The following is a 22100-nucleotide window of genomic DNA, read 5'->3' as shown; positions in this document are numbered from 1 at the left end:
GCAAACACGAAAACACCGCCTCGAAGTTTCCTTCGGGGCGGCGTCGATCGATTTGGTTACAGGATCAGCTGCGCGGCAGCAGGCTTTCGACTTCGGCCGCGGCCTCGTCCAGCGCCTCCTTCGGCGAGGCCTGCTGCTCGACGATGCGCGACAGGTTCTCGACGATCGTCTGCGTCACCTTCACCCCGTTGCTACCGGGGAAGGCATACCAGGGGCGCATCAGCGCCATCTGCTCGAGACCCGCGCGGAACAGCGGGTTTTCCTTGTAGAAGTTGGCGAGATACTCAGGCGACTTGGCGGCCAGCTCGTTGTTCGGCACATAGCCGGTGCCGGGAACGACAACCGAGGCGCCATAGGGGCCGGCTGCGAACTTCGCGAACTTCCAGGCGGCTTCCTGCTTTTCGACGTCGCGCGTCAGGATAACGACGGCGTTGCCGCCGGTCGGCAGCTTGCCCTTTGCCGGGTCGATGAGCGGGATATGGGCAGTGCGCAGGTCGAACTTGTCGCCGACATTCTTGATGGTGTTGCGCAGCGCGCCCGTCGTCTGGAAGGCGAAACCGACCTTGCCGGCAACGAAGGCCTGCTCGCCGGCCTGCTTGGTCAAAACCGGCAGACCGCCTTCCTTGACCATGCGGTCCAGCACTTCGACGGCCTTCTCACCTTCGGGACCGTTGAAGGCAACCTTGCTTTCGTCTTCGCTCAGCATCTCGCCGCCGGCGCCGAAGAGCAGCGCGGAGAACATCCAGTCATCGCCCTGCCAGCGGAAATCGATGCCCTCGTTGCCGTCGCCAAGCGCCTTGATCTTGCCCCCAAGCGCAATGACCTCGTCCCAGGTCTTCGGCGGGTTTTCCGGGTCGCCGCCGGCTTTGCGCACGAGATCGGCGTTGTAATACATGATCGGGTTGGAGGTGGCGAAGGCAAGGCCCACCTGCTTGCCGCCCACCTGGGCGAGCTTCAGGATGTTTTCGGAAAAGCCCTGCTCGGCCATGTTGCCGTCCTTGGCGATGAACGGGCCGAGATCAACGGGGACGTCGCGCTCGTTGACCATGCGCAGGCGGTTGAGGCCGATGAAGGTGAGATCGGGCATCTCGGCCGTTCCGGCCTGACGCATGATCGTCTGGATGCCTTCCTCATAAGTCGCCGACGGATTGGCGAAGGTGATCTTGATATCCGGGTTTTCGTCCATGAACTTCTTCGAGATCGTATCCATCACGTCCTTGAAGAAGCCGGGCATCGGATAATGCACCGTCAGCTGGGTCTCGGCGTTGGCGGGGACTGCGAGGATCAGCGATGCGGCAGCCGCGGTGAAAAGCTGTCTCAGATGTGTCATGGGTTGCGCTCCAGGTTGGACCGTTCAGCCTTTGAGACCGGTCATGGTGATGCCCTCGACAAAGCGCTTCTGCGCCAGCAGAAACGCGGTCACGAGGGGAAGGGTGATGATGAGGGTCGCGGCCATCAGCGCGCCGTAGTCGTCGCCGGCTTCCGCGGCGCGGAAGTAGAGAAGGCCGAGTGGCGGGGTCGCATAGTCCTGGTTGGTGACGACGATCAGCGGCCAGAAGAGATCGTTCCAGTGGGCGACGACCGAGAAGATTGCAAAGGCGGTGATCGCCGGCCAGGCGTTTGGCACGATGACGCGCGCGACGATGCCGGCTTCAGACATACCGTCGAGGCGTGCCGCATGGATCAGATCGTCGGGCATGGCGCGGAAAAACTGCAGGAACAGGAAGATCGCGAACACCGAGATCGAGAACGGCGCCACTAGCGCTGCGTAGCTGTTCAGCACCGACAACCTGTCGAAGGCCACGTAAATGGGCAGCGCGGTTGCGTGGATCGGCACCAGGAGGCCGAGCATGACCAGCACCATCATGGTGCGGGCCGCCCGAAACTTCAGCTTCGCCATGGCATAGGCGCAAGGGATGGCGACGACGATCTGGATGACGAAGATCAGCGCGCAGACGACAACGCCGTTGAAGAGCAGGGTCGTCATCGAGACGCGCGACAGCGCCTTGGAAAAGTTCTCGATATAGGACCACTGCTCAGGGATCAGCGACAGCGACGAGGAGAAGATCTCGCTCTGAGCCTTGCCGGCGGTCGAGACCATGAAGATGTAGGGCGCGAGGAAGATGAGCGCGCCAAACGAGAGAACGGCGAGGCGAATGAGGCGGGTGACGGAGATGGTGTTGGTCATGCGTAGTGAACCTTCCGGTCGAGCACGCGGTACTGCAGGAACATCAGGACGACGAGGATGGCGAGGAAGACGACGGTCATGGCCGAGGCATAGCCGACGCGCAGATAGACGAAGCCCTCCTGGTAGATGGTGAAGAGCAGCACCTCCGACGCCTTGTTCGGACCGCCCTCGGTCAGCGTCTTCACCGTCTCGAACACCTTCACTGAGTTGATGATGCTGATGGTGGTGACGAACAGCGTCGTCGGCCCGAGCATCGGCCAGGTCACCAGCCGGAAACGATCGAACCAGGTCTTGGCGCCGTCGACTTCCGCTGCGGCATAGAGCTCGCGCGGGATGGCGGTGAGACCGGCAAGGAACAGCACCATGTTGAAGCCGACCGACTGCCAGATGCCGATGATCGACAGACCATAGAGCACCGTGCCGGAGGCCCCAAGCCAGTTGGGGCCGGCAATGCCGAAAACGGCCAAGAAGGTGTTGATCGGGCCGATGGTCGGGTGAAACAGGAACTGCCAGACCGTCGCCATGGCGACGAGCAGCGAGGCCACCGGCAGGAAATAGACCGTGCGGAAGAACGCCCGGCCCTTGGTTTCCGCCTCGATCAGCATGGCGATTGCCAGCGCCAGCACGATCGAAACCGGTGTGACGATCGCGGTGTAGATGGTGGTGTTCCAGAGCGAGCGGCGGAAGGTGCGGTCGCTGAAGAGTTCGGCATAGTTCTCGAAGCCGACAAAGCGGAAGCTGCCGTAGCCGAGCTCGAAATCGGTGAAACCGAGAACGATCACCGCCGCGGTCGGTAAAAGGATGAAGAGGACGAGCAGCGTGATGGCCGGCAGCGCTAGCAGCCAGGCAATGCGGGCCTCGCGGCGATCGGGATCGGTGGTCGCGGCACCGATCGCCGTCTGGGTCCGCAGCCGCTGCGCCGGCTGGGCGCCGTCTCGCAGAGATGAATGCTGAGGCATTGCCTCCAGCCGATCTCCCCCCTTGTGGGGGAGATGCCCGGCAGGGCAGAGGGCGGTATCCACGAAATCCGCCGCCCCTGCCGCCGTATCCCGATTGGAACCCGCCTTAGCCATGGATCTTCTCCAGCGTCGCGGCGATAGCGACCCGCTCGGCTGGCAGCCGGGTGCCCTCGCCGTCGAACAGCATCGCCCGTTCCGGCATGAACTCGACGTCAACGGGCTGACCGATCGCGAGCGCCGCGGCCTCGGCAGGTGCTGACTTGGCAGTGACCACCTCGCCGATCGCATCGAGGCGGGCGTGAACGATTACCTCAGAGCCGAGGAACTCCATACGCTCGACCCGCGCGCTCAACCGGCCGGCGCTTGCCGCATGGAAGCGCACGAATTCCGGGCGGATTGCGAGCTTCACTGAAGCATCCGGCGCCTGTCCGCGGCTTGCCAGAAGCACCAGATCGCCGAAGCGCACGATGCTCGCCGTATCCGTGCGGGTCTCCAGCACGTTGATCTTCGGCTGGCCGAGGAAGCGTGCGACCTCGATATGGGAGGGGTTGTCGTAGATCTCCTTCGGGGTCGCCAGTTGCAAGAGATTGCCGCCGATCATCACCGCCACTCGATCCGCCATCGACAGCGCTTCCGACTGGTCGTGGGTGACATAGAGCGTCGGCACGCCGGCGCGGCGGTGGAGATCGACGATCTCGCCGCGGGCATGGACGCGCAGGTTGGCATCGAGATTGGAGAGCGGCTCGTCCATCAGGAAGACGGCCGGTCGACGCACCATGGCGCGGGCGAGCGCCACGCGCTGGCGCTGGCCGCCGGACATCTGGCCGGGCTTGCGGTCGAGCAGGTGATCGATCTTCAGCGCCAGCGCCATTTCCTTGACCTGGCGCTGGATATCGCTGCGGATCTGCTTCTGCCCCGGCATCAGATTGCCGATCACAGGCAGGCGCTGCGCCGCCGTCAGCCGCCGCATCGCAAGCGGCACGGCGATGTTCTCGCCCGTCGTCAGGTGCGGATAGAGGGCATAGGACTGGAAGACCATCGCGACATTGCGATCGGCCGCCGCCATGCGCGCGACACTGCGGCCGCCGATGACGATCTCGCCGCCGTCGCCATGATCGAGACCAGCGACGATGCGCAACAGCGTGCTCTTGCCGCAGCCGGAAGGACCAACGAGCGCGATGAACTCACCCGCCTCCGCCTGCAGGCTAACCCCCTTCAGGATCGCGTTGCCGCCATAGGACTTGGTGATACCCTCTAGCGAAAGCACGCTCATTGCGCCGCCTCCACACGGACCGTCTTCTTGGCCGCCAGCGGGTAGACCTCTTCGACGATCGGATCGAGCAGGTGGCTGGTCAGTCCCGGCACCGCGATGATCTCGCTTTTGACGTTGACGTCGCTAAACTCGTGTACGACGGCGCCGACCAGCCGCTCGCCCGGCATCGGCCGTTCCAGCGTATCAATGATGAAGGAGGTCGGCGGCGCCCAGACGAGAGACGTCCCGGCGTGCTTGCCCGACCAGGCCCAGTGCAGGTGGCCGCTTGCATGGAGCGCCACCTCGGCTTCGGCGAAAAGATCAAACAGGCGTTGGCGCTGGCGCGGACGGATGCCCCAGTAGCCGGTGTCGCCTTCCTGCGGATCGTCAACGAAAAGCGGCTTGTGGGCAAAGACGGCCACCCGGCGGCCGTCGCGGCTGAGCAACTGTTCCTCCAGCCAGGCAAACTGCCTGTCTTCTTCTTCGTCCTCGAAGCCGATCAGCAGGCTGTTGAGGCCGAGCAGCCGCCAGTCGCCATGGTCGCGGCCCCAGTAGTCCGGACCGGCGAGCCGGCGCCAGCGGGCAAGCCGAACTGGATCCACCGGCTGGTGCGAACCCGGCAGATGGCCGACATCGTGATTGCCGGGAACGATCAGCACCGGCATCGAGAGCTGGCCGATCAGATCGAGCGAGAAGGTGATGTCGTCCTCGTGGTCGGCACCATCGATGGTGACGTCGCCGGTGTGGATGACGAGATCGGGTTTTACCGCCTCGATCCAGGCGCGAACCGGTTCCCAATTGCCATTGAAGTGGCTTTTGGCGGGGCTGAGATGGGTGTCGCTGATCTGGACGATTTTCAAGGAAACGGGCCTCCGACGATGGCGTGCGGTATCCGCGTCGGAGGGCTGATACTTCCCTTCTCTGCGGTTGGCCGCAGTCTTTAGGGAGCCGCCATGTCAGTTTGGTAACAGCCGTTCTCAGCTGATTTTCAGTTTCTCCATGAAAGCGTCATCTTCAGAAGACCGACGGGCCGAGTGGGCCCCGTTGTGTCTCTACATTGCGCCGTGGTCGGTCCGACGCGACGCCGGACAGGATTGCTCCATCACGGTCGAAAGCATGGCGTTCGACGCATCGGCCTCGGCGACGACCCAGTCGCGAAAGGCCTGGATCTTCTTCTGCCGCCTGGTGCTTTGCGGATAGACGAGCCAATAGGCGCGACCGTCGCGCACCACATGCTCGAACGGCCGGATGAGCCTGCCGCTCTTCAGTTCATCCATCAGGAAGGTCGAGACGGCAATCGCAATGCCGTGATCCGCAAGGATTGTGGCGACATCCATCGCCTGGACATCGAAGATCAATTCGGTGCCATTGCTTGCCGGCGGTTCGACGCCGGTTTCGATCATCCACCGCCGCCACCAGCTGGCGTTGCCGAAACGCCGGACTCTCAGAACGTCCGCGGGCTCCTTGAGCTGGTGCTTTTCCAGGAAGGACGGCGTGCAGACAGGCACGTAATCGAGCGGAAACAAGGGAAAGACATCGTTGCCCGGCCAGTCGCCGGCGCCGCTGCGCACCGCGAGATCGATGGCGTCACGTTTGAAATCGACCAACTCGGTCGACATGTGCACCCTGATGCTGATGTTGGGATGCGCGGTCTGAAACGACGCGAGGCGCTGACCGAGCCAGCTCGACACGACGGTTGGCAGCACCGAGATGTGCAGGTGATGTTCGGTCTTGTCGGCGATCTCCGAGAAGGCCGCCCCTAAGAGATCGATCGCTTCGGTCACCTTCGGCGCTAGCTGCCGCCCGGCGCCGGTCAATCGCACCTCGCGCGGAAGCCGGACGAACAGCGGCGCGCCGATGCGATCTTCCAACAGCCGGATCTGATAACTGACGGCCGCCTGCGTCATGCCGAGCTCTTCGGCGGCGCGGGTGAAACTCAGGTGCCTAGCGGCGGCCTCAAAGGCGCGCACCGCACTCATGGGAGGAATCTTGCTCATGGAACTGAGATAAGCATTCTTTATGCCAGCATGCGAGAAATCGCTTTGCGCGAAACGGCAAAAACCCTCACTTTTTTCGCGAACACACGCCCTTGAGAGAAGTGAGGATAGCAATGCTTAGCGCAGTGCGATCAACGATTTACCATGTCCTGAACTGGGCCGATAAAACCCTCGGCCCTCCGGTTGCCATCGACACGTTCAACGAGTTCCAACTCCGGGATATCGGCCTGACGCGAGATCAAGAGCATATCCGCGCGCGCGTCGGCGACGCGGCGGATCCGTGGCAGTGGCCGGAGGAGGACGCTTGGACCAAACCGCAACCGTCCCGTGAGCGGAAAGCAATGGAAAGACCTCGTCCTGCCACTGTCTCGCCGCGGGCGGCGGCGGGAGAGAATAAAGACATAAGCATTTCTTTATGCGATTGACGAAGAGCTCGGGACAGGGCATTGTCGCCCCATCGTGGTTCTTCGCCCGCCTTTGGAGGGACGGAGCTAAGAGGGAATTCGGTGCGGCGCCAGACAAGCGCCCATGCCGGAGCTGCCCCCGCAACTGTAAGCGGAGAGCGGCCGTTCGAAGATGTCACTGAGGGAGACGCCTCGGGAAGACGGAACGGTCCGTGACGACCCGCAAGCCAGGAGACCTGCCGCGATGAACAACGTCCACGGGCGGGGTGTCCGATGAGGCGCGTTGAGGACGCGGGATCGCTCTCGCGCCGCGGCTGCGTCGCATTCAAGCCTTGCCCATAACCTTCGGGGTAAGGAAATGACCATCAAGACTGCCAATCTCGGTTTCCCGCGCATCGGCCGCCGTCGCGAATTGAAATTCGCGCTCGAACGCTATTGGGCCGGAAAGGCCAGCCGCGGCGAACTTCTCGATACCGGAGCCAAGCTCCGCGCTGAAAACTGGGCCGCGCAGAAAACGCGCGGCATCGACATCATCCCCTCCAACGACTTCTCCTTCTACGACCACGTGCTCGATACCGCCGTGCTTGTCGGCGCAATCCCGCCGGCCTATGGCTGGACGGGCGGCCCGGTCGATCTCGACACCTATTTTGCCATGGCGCGCGGCTCGGCCGGAACGCCCTGCGCCGCCGGCTGCACCCATTCGGGAAGCAGCAGCGGCACTCCCGCGCTCGAAATGACAAAGTGGTTCGACACCAACTATCACTACATGGTGCCCGAGTTCGACAGGGATCAGCGCTTCGAGCTCACCCACAATCGGCCGCTGGAAGCCTTCCAGGAAGCTCAGGCCCTCGGCTATCGCACACGCCCGGTGCTCATCGGCCCGGTGACACTGCTGAAGCTCGGCAAATCGAAGGGCGGCGACTTCGATCCGGTCGATCTGATCGAACGGCTCCTGCCCGTTTACGTGAGGGTCCTGGCGGAGCTTGCTGACGCCGGCGCCGATTGGGTCCAGATCGACGAGCCTTGCCTGGCGCTCGATCTCGCGGACAAGGATCGTCGCGCTCTCGACCTCGCCTATCGCACGTTCGACACCGACGTGCCCGGACTCAAGATCATGCTGGCGACCTATTTCGGCTCGATCGGCGACAACACGGCAACGGCGTTGGCGCTGCCGGTCGATGGACTGCATGTCGATCTCGTGCGCGCGCCGCAGCAGATCGACACGCTCATCCAATCGGCTCCGGCGGACCGGGTCCTATCGCTCGGGGTCATCGACGGCCGCAACATCTGGCGGACCGATCTGGCCGGCCTGTTCCGCCGGCTGCAGCCTCTGACTTCGGCCCACGGCCGCGACCGCATCGAACTCGCACCTTCATGCTCACTCCTGCACGTGCCTATCGATCTCGAGCTGGAGCGTGCGCTTGATCCGGAACTTTCCTCCTGGCTCGCCTTCGGTACGCAGAAACTCGACGAACTCAGCCTGCTTGCCAGCGCCTTCGAGCCGGGGCTTGCCATTTCCGAGCACGTTTTCGCCGCCTCGATCGCGTCCGCCCAGGCGAGGCTCACCTCACTCAGGATCCATGATCCTCTGGTCGCCGGGCGCTTGAAAGCGCTGACGGATGCGGACAGCAAGCGGCAATCCCCGTTCGCGGGCCGCCGGGCACTGCAGGCGAAGAAGCTGTCATTGCCGCTCTTCCCGACAACGACGATCGGATCCTTCCCGCAGACATCGGAGGTTCGGCAGGCCCGTTCACTGCATGCGAAGGGCGAACTCAGCTATGTCGACTACACCGCCTATCTTCGCCGAGAGACCGAAGTGGCGGTGCGCTGGCAGGAAGAGGTCGGCATCGACGTAGTCGTTCACGGCGAGTTCGAGCGCAACGACATGGTGCAGTATTTTGGCGAGCAGCTCTCGGGCTACGCCTTCACCCAGAGCGGCTGGGTGCAGAGCTACGGATCGCGCTGCGTGCGTCCGCCTGTTATCTTCGGCGACGTTTCGCGACCAAACCCGATGACGGTCGAGTGGGCGACCTTCGCGCAGTCGCTGACCGATCGCCCGGTCAAGGGCATGCTGACGGGTCCGGTCACCATGCTGCTATGGTCCTTCGTTCGTGACGACCTGCCACGTTCCGTGGTGTGCCGGCAGATCGCGCTAGCACTGCGCGATGAAGTGTCGGATCTCGAGGCGGCCGGCATCGCCATCATCCAGATCGACGAACCGGCACTGCGCGAAGGCCTGCCGCTGCGAAATGCCGATCGCAAGACCTATCTCGACTGGGCGGTGGAGTGCTTCCGTCTCAGTGCAGCCGGGGTGGGCGATGCGACCCAGATCCACACCCATATGTGCTACTCCGAGTTCAACGACATCATGGCCGCAATCGCGGCGATGGACGCCGACGTCATGTCGATCGAGACGTCGCGATCGAAAATGGAACTGCTCGGCGCCTTCGCCGACAAGGCCTATCCGAACGAGATCGGCCCGGGCGTCTACGACATCCATTCGCCACGCGTGCCCAGCGTCGAGGAAATGGTGCATCTCATCGAAAAAGCGACCGAGGGCCTCACGCCGGACCAGATCTGGGTCAATCCCGATTGCGGACTGAAGACCAGGCGCTGGGAAGAGACGCGGCCGGCGCTCGTCAACATGGTCGCCGCCGCCCGCTCGCTTCGAGCGGCTTTTGCCGCCGATACGCGCGAAGCCGTCAAAGCATGACGGGGCAGCACGAAGTCACGACGGCGCCGGGGGAAACCCCGGCGCCACAAACCCTGATCGACATCGTTTTTCCAGGCGATACCAATCACCATGGCACGCTCTTTGGTGGCGCCGCCCTCGCGTCGATGGACCGGATCGCTTTCATCGTCGCCACCCGTCACGGGCGCGTTCCCTTCGTCACCGCATCCTGCGACCGCATCGATTTTCGTGCGCCTGCGCGCATCGGTCAGATCGTCTGCTTCAGCGGCCGTCCGGTTCGTGTCGGGCGCCGCTCGGTGGTGGTCGAGGTCGAGATGATCGCGGAAGATATCGCCACCGGCAGCCGCGCCCTTTGCAGCAGGGGCACCTTCACCATGGTCGCGATGCCCTGTGCCGATGAAACGGATTGGATGCTGCCGCCGCTCGATGTGGCAACGGACACGCCCGAAGAGGCGGGCACCCTACGCATGGTCGACATCGTCTTTCCCGGCCAGGCCAACAGCTTCGGCGCCATATGCGGTGGCAACGCCCTCGCGCATATGACGAAGGCCGCATTCGTCGTCGCGACGCGCCGGAGCCGCCGGGCGACCGTCCTTGCCTCCTGCACCGGTATGGACTTCAAGCACCGGATCATGATCGGTTCGATCATCGAACCCATCGCCCGCATTGTGCGGACGGGTCGCAGTTCAGCCACCGTCGAGGTCGAACTCTGGTCGGAAGAGCTCCTCACCGGTCTGCGACAGCGGACTGTTACCGGAACGTTCGCTATGGTCGCCGTCGACGATGACAACCGGCCCGTGGCCGCTTTCGCTGCTTGATGGAATGGGGCGTCCGCACCAGGGGCGCCCTATCCACAACCTTGGTGCCAACCGGCTGTTTACTCCCCGTTATCCACACTGCAAAAGAAACCACCCTCCTACCCCCGCCTTCCACATACGGAACCTATTGACGCAGATTTGCGATGAACTACTATATCTAGTGTTCGAGGTTCTTCCGATTCGCAAGGATTGGGAGCTAAGACGGGAATACGGTGCGCCGGCGGGTTTCCGCTGAGGCTATGCCGTAGCTGCCCCCGCAACTGTAGACGGCGAGCGACTGTCCGGATTTGGACCACTGAGGCATGAGGCCTCGGGAAGGTCGGGATGGAAGCTTTGACCCGTAAGCCAGGAGACCTGCCTCGATCACCAAACGTCCACGGGCGGGGTGTCCGGAGGGGTTGAGTGCGTGGCAGGATGAGCCTGCCCGATCGTCTCGACGTCTCCCCGGCAGCCCGTCGAAAGCTTCGGGGTGAAGTCATGCCAGTTTCTTCCAGTTCAGATCCACCTTCTGCGGACGGGTGCGCGTTGTTGCGCGCCTGATTGAAAGGCCGCGCCTTGAAAACCCGCATCCGCGGAATTCCTGAGCGCCCGACCAAAACGAGCCGGCCCGGTTGCGTAACCGACCTTGGGCCAGCTTGACGACGTCAACTCCGGTCGAGGCGACCGGGGAGCGATGTTTCGTGTCCAATCGCCAACACCACGGTTCGCGTTCGCGCGATCCGACGACTTTTTGCGCCCATTTGCCAGACCCCCACGAGGAACCCATGTCGATCACCGTCTACAGCAAACCAGCCTGCGTCCAATGCACCGCCACAACCCGTGCGCTCGACCGCCAAGGCATCGATTATCGCATCGTCGATATCTCCGAGGATTCCGATGCATTCGCGCTGGTGCAGGGTCTTGGCTATCGGCAGGTCCCGGTCGTCGTCGCCGGCGAGCGGCATTGGGCGGGTTTCCGCCCGGACATGATCAGCGCGCTTTCCTGAAGGACGCTGGCGATGGGCCTGATCGTCTATTTTTCCAGCCGCTCGGAAAACACCCATCGCTTCGTCGAAAAGCTCGGCCTTCGCGCCGCCCGCATACCGCTCAGGGAAGGTAAGGACGCACTTACGGTCGCAGAGCCCTACGTGCTGATCGTGCCGACCTATTGCGGCGACGATGGCCGCGGGGCGGTGCCGAAGCAGGTCATCCGCTTCTTGAACGACGCGGGCAACCGCTCTCACATCCGCGGCGTGATCGCAGCGGGCAACAGCAATTTCGGCGCGACCTACGGGATCGCCGGCGACGTGATTTCGGCCAAGTGCCGGGTACCCTATCTCTACCGGTTCGAGCTGCTCGGGACCGACGAGGACGTCGCCAATGTCAAAAACGGGATGGAACGATTTTGGACGTCACGACACTCGAACGCCCCTTGAAGGCGACGGAAGCAGCGCTCGACTATCATGCGCTGAACGCAATGCTGAACCTCTATGACGAAGAGGGACGGATCCAGCTCGACAAGGACCGGCAGGCGGCGAAACAGTACTTCCTCCAGCACGTCAACCAGAACACGGTGTTCTTCCATAACCTCCGGGAAAAACTCGATTATCTGGTGACCGAGGGCTATTACGAGCAGGAAGTGCTGGACCAGTATTCCTTCAACTTCGTGCGCGATCTCTACGATCATGCCTATTCAAAGAAGTTCCGCTTTCCGACCTTCCTCGGGGCGTTCAAATACTACACGTCCTATACGCTGAAGACCTTCGACGGAAAGCGCTACCTGGAACGCTACGAAGACCGTGTCTGCATGGTGGCGATGGCCTTGGCGCGCGGCAACGAGGGGCTTGCCCGCGATCTCGTCGACGAGATCATCTCCGGCCGCTTCCAGCCGGCAACGCCGACTTTCCTCAACGCCGGCAAGAAGAGCCGCGGCGAGCTCGTCTCCTGCTTTCTGCTCCGGATCGAGGACAACATGGAGAGTATCGGCCGCGCCATCAATTCGGCGCTGCAGCTTTCCAAGCGCGGTGGCGGCGTGGCGCTGTCGCTCACCAACATCCGCGAGATGGGCGCGCCGATCAAGCAGATCGAGAACCAGTCATCCGGCGTCATCCCGGTCATGAAGCTGCTCGAAGACAGTTTCTCTTACGCCAACCAACTCGGCGCGCGCCAGGGAGCCGGTGCTGTCTACCTGCACGCCCACCACCCCGACATCATGCGCTTCCTCGATACCAAGCGCGAAAACGCCGACGAGAAGATCCGCATCAAGACGCTGTCGCTCGGCGTCGTCATCCCCGACATCACCTTCGAGCTCGCCCGCAACAACGAGGACATGTATCTGTTCTCACCCTATGACGTGGAGCAGGTCTATGGCGTGCCCCTCACCGAGATTTCGGTGACCGAGAAGTACCGCGAGATGGTCGAGGATGCCCGCATCCGCAAGCGCAAGATCAAGGCGCGCGACTTCTTCCAGATCATCGCCGAGATCCAGTTCGAAAGCGGTTATCCCTACATCATGTTCGAGGACACGGTGAACCGGGCAAACCCGATCGCCGGGCGCATCACCATGAGCAATCTCTGCTCGGAAATCCTGCAGGTGAGCGAAGCGAGCGCGTTCAACGACGACCTCTCCTACAAGCACATGGGCAAGGACATCTCCTGCAATCTCGGTTCGCTGAACATTGCGGCTGCGATGGACAGCCCGGATTTCGGCCAGACGATCGAGACCTCGATCCGCGCCCTCACCGCCGTCTCCGAAATGAGCCACATCTCGTCCGTGCCCTCGATCGAAAAGGGCAACGACGACAGCCACGCGATCGGCCTCGGGCAGATGAACCTGCACGGCTATCTCGCCCGCGAGCGCATCTACTACGGCTCCGAGGAAGGCATCGATTTCACCAACATCTATTTCTACACGGTGACCTATCACGCCATCCGCGCGTCGAACCGGCTGGCGGTCGAAAAGGGCAAGAGCTTCGCCGGCTTCGAAAACTCGAAATACGCGTCGGGTGACTATTTCGACAAATACACCGAGACCGAATGGCTGCCGGCGACCGAAAAGGTGAAGGGCCTGTTCGAGGAAGCCGGCATCTCGATCCCGACTCAGGAGGATTGGCGGGAGCTGAAACGGGCAGTGATAGAAGGTGGCCTTTACAACCAGAACCTCCAGGCCGTGCCGCCGACCGGTTCGATCTCCTACATCAACCACTCCACTTCCTCGATCCACCCGATCGTCTCGAAGATCGAGATCCGCAAGGAAGGCAAGATCGGCCGCGTCTACTATCCGGCCGCCTTCATGACCAACGACAATCTCGAATATTACCAGGACGCCTACGAGATCGGGCCGGAGAAGATCATCGACACCTATGCGGCCGCCACCCAGCACGTCGACCAGGGCCTGTCGCTGACCCTGTTCTTTCGCGACACGGCAACGACCCGCGACATCAACCGTGCTCAGATCCATGCCTGGAAGAGGGGCATCAAGACCATCTACTACATCCGCCTTCGGCAGATGGCGCTCGAGGGTACGCAGGTCCAGGGCTGCGTTTCCTGCGCGCTGTAACCTCGCATTCCAGTAACGGCCCCTCACCCTAGCCCTCTCCCCGCAAGCGGGGAGAAGGTCCCGGCAGGCGGATGAGGGGCACCCCCTCACCGCGCGATGAGGCATACACGATCACAAAGGTTCAACGACATGAACATGCACACCAAACCCGCAAGCCGCATCCGCGCCATCAACTGGAACCGCATCGAAGACGACAAGGACCTGGAGGTCTGGAACCGTCTGACCGGCAATTTCTGGCTGCCGGAGAAGGTGCCGCTTTCCAACGACATTCCCTCCTGGGCAACGCTGAAGCCGGAGGAGCAGACACTCACCATCCGCGTCTTCACCGGCCTCACCTTGCTCGACACGATCCAGAACGGCGTCGGCGCCGTCCGACTGATGGAAGATGCGGCCACCCCACATGAGGAGGCGGTGCTTTCCAACATCTCCTTCATGGAGGCGGTGCATGCCCGCTCCTATTCCTCGATCTTCTCGACGCTCTGCCTGACACCCGATGTCGATGACGCCTATCGCTGGTCGGAAGAGAACGAGTTCCTGCAGAAGAAGTCAGCGCTGATCATGGCGGAGTATGCCTCCGGCGATCCCCTGAAGAAGAAGGTCGCGAGCGTCTTTCTCGAAAGCTTCCTGTTCTATTCCGGCTTCTATCTGCCGATGTACTGGTCGAGCCGCGCCAAGCTCACCAACACCGCCGACATGATCCGGCTGATCATTCGCGACGAGGCGGTGCACGGCTATTACATCGGCTACAAGTTCCAGCGCGCGCTGGAGCGCTTGAGCGAGGAACGCCGCCAGGAGATCAAGGATTTCGCCTTCGACTTGCTGCTCGACCTCTACGACAACGAAGCGAAATACACCGAGGCGCTCTATGACGGCGTCGGCCTGACCGAAGACGTGAAGAAGTTCCTGCACTACAACGCCAACAAGGCACTGATGAACCTCGGCTACGAGGCGCTGTTTCCGGCGGAAGCCTGCAAGGTCAACCCGGCCATTCTCTCGGCGCTTTCGCCGAATGCCGACGAGAACCACGACTTCTTCTCCGGTTCCGGTTCGTCCTACGTTATCGGCAAGGCTGTGGCGACCGAGGACGAGGACTGGAATTTTTAAGGACGGTCCATTCGGTCATACCTGACAACAAAGGCCGGCGAGGACGCCCTCGCCGGCCTTTGTTCAGCAATAGCAGCGCCTACTCTGCCGCGACCACCCGGCTGCGGCCGATCGTTGCTTGCGTCAGCAGGAAGGCGGCAAGGGCGCAAGCGGCGATCGCGCCGGCCATCGGCAGGGCCGTTCCGTCGAAGAAGATAGTCGCAACCACCATGGCGACGGCGGCGGTGACGAAGTGTAGCGTACCCATCAGTGCCGAGGCCGTGCCGGCGATCTCGCCGTGGTCTTCAAGCGCCAGCACCGCCGAGGTCGGGATAACCAGGCCGAGCACGCCATAGCCGACGAAGAGGAACGCGGCCATGACAGGCAACTGGTTGAAGCCGAGGCTCATGACGATAAACATCGTGACCATGGTCAGCGCGAACGCGCCGACGGCAAGATGCATGACCCGCACCAGACCGAAGCGCTCGCCGAGCCAGCCGGTCGCCTGCGACACAGCGAAGAACGACACGGCATTGATCGAAAAGGCGATGCTGTACTCAGTCGGCGTCAGCCCATAATGGTCGATCAGCACGAAGGGCGAATTGGCGAGATAGACCAGGAACCCGGAAATGCCGAGGCCGCCGATGAAGGTGAGCGTCAGGAAATTGCGGTCGGAGAGAAGCAGGCGATAGGCGGCAAGCGCACTTGCGATACTGCTGTCGGCGCGATCCTTCTTCGGCCGGGTTTCCTGCAATTGCGTCGACAGCAGGATCAGGCCGATGAAGGCGGCGATGGTCACCGCATAGAACACGCCGCGCCAACCGTAGAAGCCGATGACGGCGCTGCCGGCAAGCGGCGCCAGGATCGGCGAAATGCTGAAGACCAGCATCAGCATCGACATCAGCCGCGCAGCCTGGACGCCCGTGTGCATGTCGCGCACCACGGCGCGCGGAATGACCATGCCGGCGGCACCGCCGATCCCTTGCAGGAAGCGGAAGGCGATCAGGGTTTCGATGTCGGTCGAAAGCGCGCAGCCGATGCTGGCGACGGTGAAGAGGCCGATGCCGAGATAGAGCGGAGCCTTGCGGCCCCAAATATCGGAGAGGGGGCCATAGACAAGCTGCGAGATGGCAAAGGAGATGAAGAACGCCAGCAGGCTGAACTGCACCACGCCGTTTTCGGCCGTCAGGTCCTTGCCGATCGACGGCAAGGCCGGCAGATACATGTCGATTGCAAAGGGGCCGATCGCCGAGATCAGGCCGAGCACGATCGCCGTGCGGAGGAAGGACGTTGTCATGGCAATGAACTTTCAGAAATCGCGGCGCCGAAATCGCTGCCGCCCGGATTGAAACTCAAAGACATCGTCGTGCCAGGATCGAACGTTGGGGATACGCATCCTGCGCTGACTATTCCGTCCATTAATTTGGACATACGTGTCAAATTAGACAGCATTGTCTAAATCGTCAATGGCGCCTATCTTCGGTCCATGAAGAAATTTGATTTGGCCTCGTCTGACGCTCGCCCCCAGAAAGGGCAATTCGCGAAACGCCTCTCGATCCTGGAGGCCGCGGCCGATGTTTTCTGTCGGGAAGGCTTTTCCGGCGCCAGCATCGACGAGATCGCCGTCGCGGCGGGTGTCTCGCGTCAGACCATCTACAATCACTACCGCGAGAAAGAGACGCTGTTCATGGCGGTGATCCAGGACATCATGGATCGCGTGAACGGCGTGCTTTTCTCCATCCTCGCGACCTTTCCTGAAAACGGCGATAACCTCGAGGAAGACCTGGCCGAATTTGCCGTGCGCCTCAACAAGAACTGCAATTGCAACCAGGACGCCAAGTTCATCCAGAAGCTGATCTCGACCGAGGGCAACCGCTATCCGCATCTCTTCCAGTTCTGGCGGGAGCAGGGACCGGGCAAGACCGATCGGGCGCTGGCGGCGCTGTTTGCGCGCCTTGCCCACATCGCACCGCTCGACATCGACGATTTCGACCTCGCGGCGCGCCAGTTCATCGCACTGATCAAGGCCGACCTGCAGATGGGTGGGCTCTTCGGTGAAACGCCGAGCGAAGCAGAGCTGGAGATCAGCGCCCGCAGGGCGGTGAAGACGTTCCTGCGCGCCTATGGCCGGCCGTCAACGGTTTCGGAAGCCTAACGCCAACCGGCGCTAAAAACCAATCCCGGCCTATTTGGTGATGCGAAAGTCACCGATGTGCCCGGGCGGCTCGACAAATTCGGCAACGACCTTCGAAACCCATGCCGCCGGCGGCCCGTCATGCAGGCGCTCGAGCATGAGGGTGACCGCGTCCTCCGGGCCGCTGATCAAGGCGGCCACCGACCCGTCCGCCTCGTTTCGAACCCATCCCACCAGACCGAGCTTGCGCGCCTCGTCACGCGTCCAGACCCTGAAGCTGACGCCTTGCACCCGCCCAAGAATGCGGACCAACGCCGTCTTGCCGGTCTCAGCCATGGCTCGTCTCCTTTGCCGTTTGTCATGAAATCTGGCGCAAGGCTCCGGAAAGACAAGCCACCCGCAAAAGGACTGAAAGGACGACCGCTGCAACGTAGAAATTTCCACACTGCGCTCCAAATATTTTGTTCGTGTATTTTTAAAAGTTGACGCGCGAAAACTTTTATGATTTTTACGGCCTCACCAAGACGGCGGCGGGAGGGCCTCGCCAGCTTGGCTGAGACACAAGAAGGCCCGCGCCGTTTCCAGGGAGGAAACCATGAACATGTCCCGCATTCTGAAATCTCTCGTCGCCGGCACGGCGCTGTCGCTCCTTGCCTCCTCGGCTTTTGCCGACGGCATCGGCGCGTCGCTTCTGACCCAGCAGCACCCGTTCTACATCGAGCTCGCCGACGCGATGAAAGCCGAGGCTGAAGCCAAGAACGTCAAGCTCGAGGTCTCGATCGCCAACCAGGATCTGAACAAGCAGCTCGCCGATGTCGAAGACTTCATCGTCAAGGGCGTCGACGTCATCGTCATCTCGCCGGTCGACAGCCAGGGCGTGCGCGCTGCGATCGAAAAAGCCGAGAAGGCCGGCATCAAGGTGATCACCGTCGACGTTCCGGCAAATGGCGCGACCGTCACCTCGCATATCGGCACCGACAACTTCACCGGCGGCGTCAAGGCCGGCGAGCTGATGGCCAAGGTTCTCGACAACAAGGGCAAGGTCGCCGTCATCGACTATCCGACGGTCCAGTCGGTGGTAAACCGTGTCAACGGCTTCAAGGAAGCGATCGCCAAGCATCCGGACATGGAAATCGTCGCGATCCAGACCGGCATCACCCGCGCCGAAGCATTGGCCGCCGCCCAGAACATGCTGCAGGCCAATCCTGATATCACCGGCATCTTCGGCTTCGGCGACAATGCCGCCCTTGCCGCTGCCGTTGCGGTCAAGGCTGCGGGTCTCGAATCCCAGGTCAAGGTCATCGGCTTCGACGGCATGAAGGAAGCGCGCGACGCCGTCGACACGAACCCTGTCATGGTCGGCGTCATCCAACAGTTCCCGGACCAGATGGGCAAGCAGGCGGTCGACACCGCCGTCAAGGTTGCCGCCGGCGAGACCGTGCCGGCCGAACAGCCGATCGTCCCCGGCGTCTACACCGCGAAGTAAGTCCTCCCAGGACAGCCGCCGCCTCACCTCAGGGGCGGCGGCAACCCATCAGGGTCCGTTTCCGTCCTCTGGCCGGAGGCGCTGCTCTCGGCTGACCTGAAGGAGGCCGCCATGTTTGGTTCGACCAGCGATACCATTCTCGAAATCGACGACGTCACCAAATCCTTCGGCCAGGTCGCGGCGCTGAAGGGCATGCGCCTCAAGGTTCGGCGCGGCCGGGTGCACACGCTGCTCGGCGAAAACGGCGCCGGCAAATCGACGCTGATGAAGATCCTCGCAGGGGTTCACGAGGCGACCTCGGGGGAAATCGCCCTCGATGGGCGCCCCTACCAGCCGCGCAACCCGCAGGATGCCGCCGCCCTCGGTCTTGCCATCGTCTTCCAGGAACTCAGCCTCTGCAGCAATCTGACGGTGGCCGAAAACATTCTCGCCTCCCGCGAGCCACGCCGCTTCGGCTTCATCAACGACAAGGAACTGGTCGCCAGGGCCCGCGCGATCGTCGCCGATCTCGGCCTGCCGATCGATGTCAGCGAGAAGGTCGGCAATCTCTCGATCGCCCAGCGCCAGCTGGTCGAGATCGCCAAGGGCTTAAGCCACGAGGCCAAAGTCGTCATTCTCGACGAGCCGACGTCGTCGCTCAGCGACAGCGAAGCCGAGATCCTCTTCGACATCATCGCGCGGCTGAAGAGCCGTGGCGTCGCGGTCATCTACATCTCGCACCGCATGGAAGAGATCATGCGGCTCAGCGACGACATCACGGTCATCCGCGACGGTGAATATGTCTCCACCCATGATCGCGACGACGTCACCATCGAGGCGCTGATCGCGCTGATGGTCGGCCGCCGCATGGACGAAATTTATCCGCCAGCGGCACACGAGCAGAAGCCGGATGCCACGCCGGTTCTCTCCGTCGACGACCTCACCCGCGACGGCGAGTTCGAGAACATCTCCTTTGACATCCGGCCCGGTGAAATCCTCGGCTTCTTCGGCCTCGTCGGCTCCGGCCGCTCCGAGGTGATGAACGCGCTCTTTGGCATGAAGGCTGCGACCGGAACTGTGCACTTCGAGGGGAAACCGGTCCGCTTCCGCTCGCCGGCAGAGGCAATCGCCCGCGGCATCGGCTTCGTCACCGAAAACCGCAAGGAAGAGGGCCTGGTCCTCAGCCACAGCGTCGGCTGGAACATCTCGATGGCGGCGCTCTCCGATTTCACCGGCCCGCTCGGCTTCACCCGCAGCCGCGCCGAACGCACGGCGGCAGCCCAGGAAGTCGGCCGGCTGGCGATCAAGACCCATTCGCTCGACACGCCCTCGGGTTCGCTCAGCGGCGGCAACCAGCAGAAGATCGTGCTCGCCAAGTGGCTGCTGACCCGGCCCAAGGTGCTGATCCTCGACGAGCCCACTCGCGGCGTCGATGTCGGCGCCAAGTTCGAAATCTACAAGATCATCCGCCAGCTGGCGGCCGAGGGAACGGCGATCCTGCTGATCTCCTCCGAGCTGCCGGAAGTGCTGGGAATGAGCGACCGCGTCGTCGTCATGCACGAGGGCGTCATCGGCGCAACGCTTTCCGGCGCCGAACTCAACCCGGAAACGATCATGGCGCACGCAACGGGATTTAAATCATGACGCAGCAATCCGAACTCCAGGCCGCCTTCCTGCGCGCCCTGAAACAGTATGGCGGCATCCTTTTGTCGTTGGTGATGCTCTGCGTCATCTTCTCCTTCCTCAACCCGCGCTTCATGTCGGTCGTCAACTTCATGAACATCCTGCAGCAGGTGGCCGTGGTGGCGATCGCCGCCTTCGGCATGACCTGGGTGATCCTGCTCGGCGAGATCGACCTTTCGGTCGGCTCGATCATCGCGGTTGCGGGCATGGTCGGGGCGCAATGTTTCGCCTTCGGTCTCGGCTTCGCGCCGGCGCTCGTCGTCACGCTTCTTGCCGGCGCCCTGATGGGCATGCTGAACGGCGTGCTGACGGCAAAACTGCTGCTTCCCTCCTTCATCGTCACCGTCGCGACCATGGGCATCTACCGCGGCATGGTCAGCCTGCCGACCAACGGCGCGCCGGCGATGATCGAGAACTCGACCTGGACCGCCATCGGTACCGAAAGCTTCCTCGGCCTGCCGATCATCATCTGGGTCGTCGCCGTGCTCTTCCTCGTCAACCACATCCTTTTGAGCAAGACGAGCTTCGGCCGCCGCGCCTATCTGACGGGCGGCAATCGCGAGGCAGCGGTCTATTCCGGCATCAAGGTCGACCGGCTGAAGATCACCATCTTCATGATCTCGGGCGTGATGGCGGCGATCAGCGGCGTGCTTCTCTCCTCCCGCCTGTTCTCCGCCCAGACCAATGCCGGCATGAGCTACGAGCTCGACGCGATCGCGGCGGCAGTCCTCGGCGGCACCTCGCTCGCCGGCGGCGTCGGCACCATGGTCGGCACGCTGATCGGCGCGCTCATCATCGGCGTCATGAACAACGGCATGAACATGCTGTCGGTCCCCTACTTCTACCAGCTCATCGTCAAGGGCCTGGTGATCCTGATCGCCGTCTGGCTCGACGTACGCGCCAAGCAGGCAAAGCGCTGATCTTTCCGAAGAGAACATACCCATGCACAAGATACTGACGATCGGCGAAATTCTCGTGGAGATCATCGCCACGGAAAAGGGCGACGGCTTTCGCCAGGCGACCCCTTTGATCGGCCCCTACCCCTCGGGTGCGCCGGCGATCTTCATTGACCAGGTCGGCAAGCTCGGCCAGGCAGCGGCAATGATCTCGCGCGTCGGCAACGACGATTTCGGCCACGTCAACCTTGATCGGCTCAAGGCCGATGGCGTCGACATCTCGGGTATCGCGGTCGATCCGCTCGGCACCACCGGCAGCGCCTTCGTGCGCTACCGCGCCGACGGCAGCCGCGCCTTCGTCTTCAACATCCGCCACAGTGCCTGCGGCACGATCCGGCTCGACGAGGCGACCCGGGCGCTGGTCGGAACTTGCAGCCACCTGCACGTGATGGGCTCGTCGCTCTACGCTCCAAGCGTGGTCGAGAGCATCATCGCCGCGATCGAGATCATCAAATCAGCCGGCGGCACCGTCTCCTTCGACCCGAACCTGCGGCCGGAAATCCTCGACAGTCCCGGCATGCGCGAGGCGCTGCAGGCGGTGCTCGCCAAGACCGACGTCTTCCTGCCGAGCGGACAGGAACTCTTCCTGTTCACGCAGGCAAAGACCGAAGCGGAAGCCATTGCCGAGCTGCTCGCCACCGGCATCAAGGTGGTCGTCGTCAAGCGCGGCGCCGAAGGCGCCAGCTATTTCGATCGTGAAACGACGCTCTCGCATCCGGGTTTTGCGGTCGAGGAAATCGACCCGACCGGCGCCGGCGACTGCTTCGGCGCGACCTTCGTCACCTTCTGGCTGAACGGAGCCAAGCCCGCTGAAGCACTGGAATTCGCCAATGCCTCGGGCGCGCGCGCCGTCATGATTTCCGGCCCGATGGAAGGCGCATCGACGCGCGCCGATCTCGAAACCTTCATCACCGCGAAAAAGGGCTGACCG

Annotated in this window: 20 protein-coding genes and 2 riboswitches; of the genes, 12 read left to right on the top strand and 8 right to left on the bottom strand. The window is 62.6% G+C overall.

The features are described from left to right. Nucleotides 1–64: 64 nt before the first annotated feature. From IB263_RS15295 to IB263_RS15270, 6 genes are all read right to left on the bottom strand, one after another. Nucleotides 65–1330, bottom strand: a complete 1266-nt coding sequence (locus IB263_RS15295; RefSeq protein ID WP_060581049.1) for an ABC transporter substrate-binding protein — start codon at nt 1328–1330, stop codon at nt 65–67. 24 nt (nt 1331–1354) lie between these two features. Next, the gene (locus IB263_RS15290) at nt 1355–2188 is read right to left on the bottom strand and encodes a carbohydrate ABC transporter permease (RefSeq protein ID WP_060521957.1); all 834 of its coding nucleotides are present in this window, start codon (nt 2186–2188) and stop codon (nt 1355–1357) included. Then, nucleotides 2185–3147: a carbohydrate ABC transporter permease gene (locus tag IB263_RS15285; RefSeq protein ID WP_082566582.1), complete on the bottom strand. Its 963-nt coding sequence runs from the start codon at nt 3145–3147 to the stop codon at nt 2185–2187. The genes IB263_RS15290 and IB263_RS15285 overlap by 4 nt, the downstream gene beginning before the upstream one ends. A gap of 106 nt (nt 3148–3253) precedes the next feature. After that, a complete protein-coding gene (locus IB263_RS15280) occupies nt 3254–4420 on the bottom strand; it encodes an ABC transporter ATP-binding protein (protein ID WP_110818802.1) in 1167 nt (388 codons plus the stop codon). Next, entirely contained in the window at nt 4417–5259 is an 843-nt protein-coding gene (locus IB263_RS15275) for a metallophosphoesterase (RefSeq protein ID WP_110818803.1), read from the bottom strand. Before IB263_RS15275 ends, IB263_RS15280 begins: the two co-directional genes overlap by 4 nt. A 192-nt stretch (nt 5260–5451) precedes the next feature. Then, entirely contained in the window at nt 5452–6378 is a 927-nt protein-coding gene (locus IB263_RS15270; RefSeq protein WP_162728840.1) for a LysR substrate-binding domain-containing protein, read from the bottom strand. A 131-nt stretch (nt 6379–6509) separates the two neighbouring features. Here IB263_RS15270 and IB263_RS33955 point away from each other — a divergent pair, with 131 nt between their 5' ends. The 7 genes from IB263_RS33955 to nrdF all read left to right on the top strand — a co-directional run bounded on the left by IB263_RS33955 (nt 6510) and on the right by nrdF (nt 14952). Beyond that, entirely contained in the window at nt 6510–6821 is a 312-nt protein-coding gene (locus IB263_RS33955) for a hypothetical protein (RefSeq protein ID WP_110818805.1), read from the top strand. A gap of 18 nt (nt 6822–6839) precedes the next feature. Then, a riboswitch (cobalamin riboswitch) is annotated at nt 6840–7059 on the top strand. Nucleotides 7060–7158: 99 nt separating this feature from the next. Further along, a complete protein-coding gene (metE, locus tag IB263_RS15265; RefSeq protein WP_110818806.1) occupies nt 7159–9513 on the top strand; it encodes a 5-methyltetrahydropteroyltriglutamate--homocysteine S-methyltransferase in 2355 nt (784 codons plus the stop codon). Further along, nucleotides 9510–10310 carry an acyl-CoA thioesterase gene (locus tag IB263_RS15260; RefSeq protein ID WP_110818807.1) on the top strand — a complete coding sequence of 267 codons (801 nt, stop codon included), beginning with the start codon at nt 9510–9512 and terminating at the stop codon, nt 10308–10310. The genes metE and IB263_RS15260 overlap by 4 nt, the downstream gene beginning before the upstream one ends. A gap of 150 nt (nt 10311–10460) precedes the next feature. Further along, nucleotides 10461–10687, top strand: a riboswitch (cobalamin riboswitch). 387 nt (nt 10688–11074) lie between these two features. Beyond that, nucleotides 11075–11296: a glutaredoxin-like protein NrdH gene (gene nrdH / locus IB263_RS15255; RefSeq protein WP_034805557.1), complete on the top strand. Its 222-nt coding sequence runs from the start codon at nt 11075–11077 to the stop codon at nt 11294–11296. Nucleotides 11297–11308: 12 nt separating this feature from the next. Next, the gene (nrdI, locus tag IB263_RS15250) at nt 11309–11725 is read left to right on the top strand and encodes a class Ib ribonucleoside-diphosphate reductase assembly flavoprotein NrdI (RefSeq protein WP_110818808.1); all 417 of its coding nucleotides are present in this window, start codon (nt 11309–11311) and stop codon (nt 11723–11725) included. Then, on the top strand, nt 11695–13848 hold the full coding sequence (gene nrdE, locus IB263_RS15245; RefSeq protein WP_192438676.1) for a class 1b ribonucleoside-diphosphate reductase subunit alpha: 2154 nt from the start codon (nt 11695–11697) through the stop codon (nt 13846–13848). The genes nrdI and nrdE overlap by 31 nt, the downstream gene beginning before the upstream one ends. A 129-nt stretch (nt 13849–13977) precedes the next feature. Beyond that, entirely contained in the window at nt 13978–14952 is a 975-nt protein-coding gene (nrdF, locus tag IB263_RS15240; RefSeq protein WP_110818810.1) for a class 1b ribonucleoside-diphosphate reductase subunit beta, read from the top strand. Between the two features lie 79 nt (nt 14953–15031). Here nrdF and IB263_RS15235 read toward each other — a convergent pair whose 3' ends face one another. After that, nucleotides 15032–16228 carry a multidrug effflux MFS transporter gene (locus IB263_RS15235; protein ID WP_060521947.1) on the bottom strand — a complete coding sequence of 399 codons (1197 nt, stop codon included), beginning with the start codon at nt 16226–16228 and terminating at the stop codon, nt 15032–15034. A 189-nt stretch (nt 16229–16417) separates the two neighbouring features. On the opposite strand from IB263_RS15235, the gene IB263_RS15230 reads away from it, so the two are divergent. Beyond that, entirely contained in the window at nt 16418–17086 is a 669-nt protein-coding gene (locus IB263_RS15230; RefSeq protein WP_192438675.1) for a TetR/AcrR family transcriptional regulator, read from the top strand. Between the two features lie 30 nt (nt 17087–17116). Here IB263_RS15230 and IB263_RS15225 read toward each other — a convergent pair whose 3' ends face one another. Then, nucleotides 17117–17401 carry an acylphosphatase gene (locus tag IB263_RS15225; protein ID WP_060530400.1) on the bottom strand — a complete coding sequence of 95 codons (285 nt, stop codon included), beginning with the start codon at nt 17399–17401 and terminating at the stop codon, nt 17117–17119. Nucleotides 17402–17660: 259 nt separating this feature from the next. On the opposite strand from IB263_RS15225, the gene IB263_RS15220 reads away from it, so the two are divergent. The 4 genes from IB263_RS15220 (at nt 17661) to IB263_RS15205 (ending at nt 22097) form a co-directional block, all read left to right on the top strand. After that, nucleotides 17661–18551, top strand: coding sequence for a substrate-binding domain-containing protein (locus tag IB263_RS15220; RefSeq protein WP_192438674.1), 891 nt, complete (start codon nt 17661–17663; stop codon nt 18549–18551). Nucleotides 18552–18662: 111 nt separating this feature from the next. Continuing rightward, complete coding sequence (locus tag IB263_RS15215) at nt 18663–20174, top strand: sugar ABC transporter ATP-binding protein (RefSeq protein WP_192438673.1); 1512 nt, start codon at nt 18663–18665, stop codon at nt 20172–20174. Next, nucleotides 20171–21133, top strand: coding sequence for an ABC transporter permease (locus tag IB263_RS15210; protein WP_060601762.1), 963 nt, complete (start codon nt 20171–20173; stop codon nt 21131–21133). Before IB263_RS15215 ends, IB263_RS15210 begins: the two co-directional genes overlap by 4 nt. A 22-nt stretch (nt 21134–21155) precedes the next feature. Next, nucleotides 21156–22097: a sugar kinase gene (locus IB263_RS15205; RefSeq protein WP_060601765.1), complete on the top strand. Its 942-nt coding sequence runs from the start codon at nt 21156–21158 to the stop codon at nt 22095–22097. The last annotated feature ends 3 nt before the right edge of the window (nt 22098–22100 follow it).

This window comes from Ensifer sp. ENS03 (genome assembly GCF_014852035.1).
Taxonomy (GTDB): Bacteria; Pseudomonadota; Alphaproteobacteria; order Rhizobiales; family Rhizobiaceae; genus Ensifer; species Ensifer adhaerens.
The sequence above is the reverse complement of the archived record's forward strand: the minus strand, read 5'-3'. Positions and strand labels throughout refer to the sequence as shown.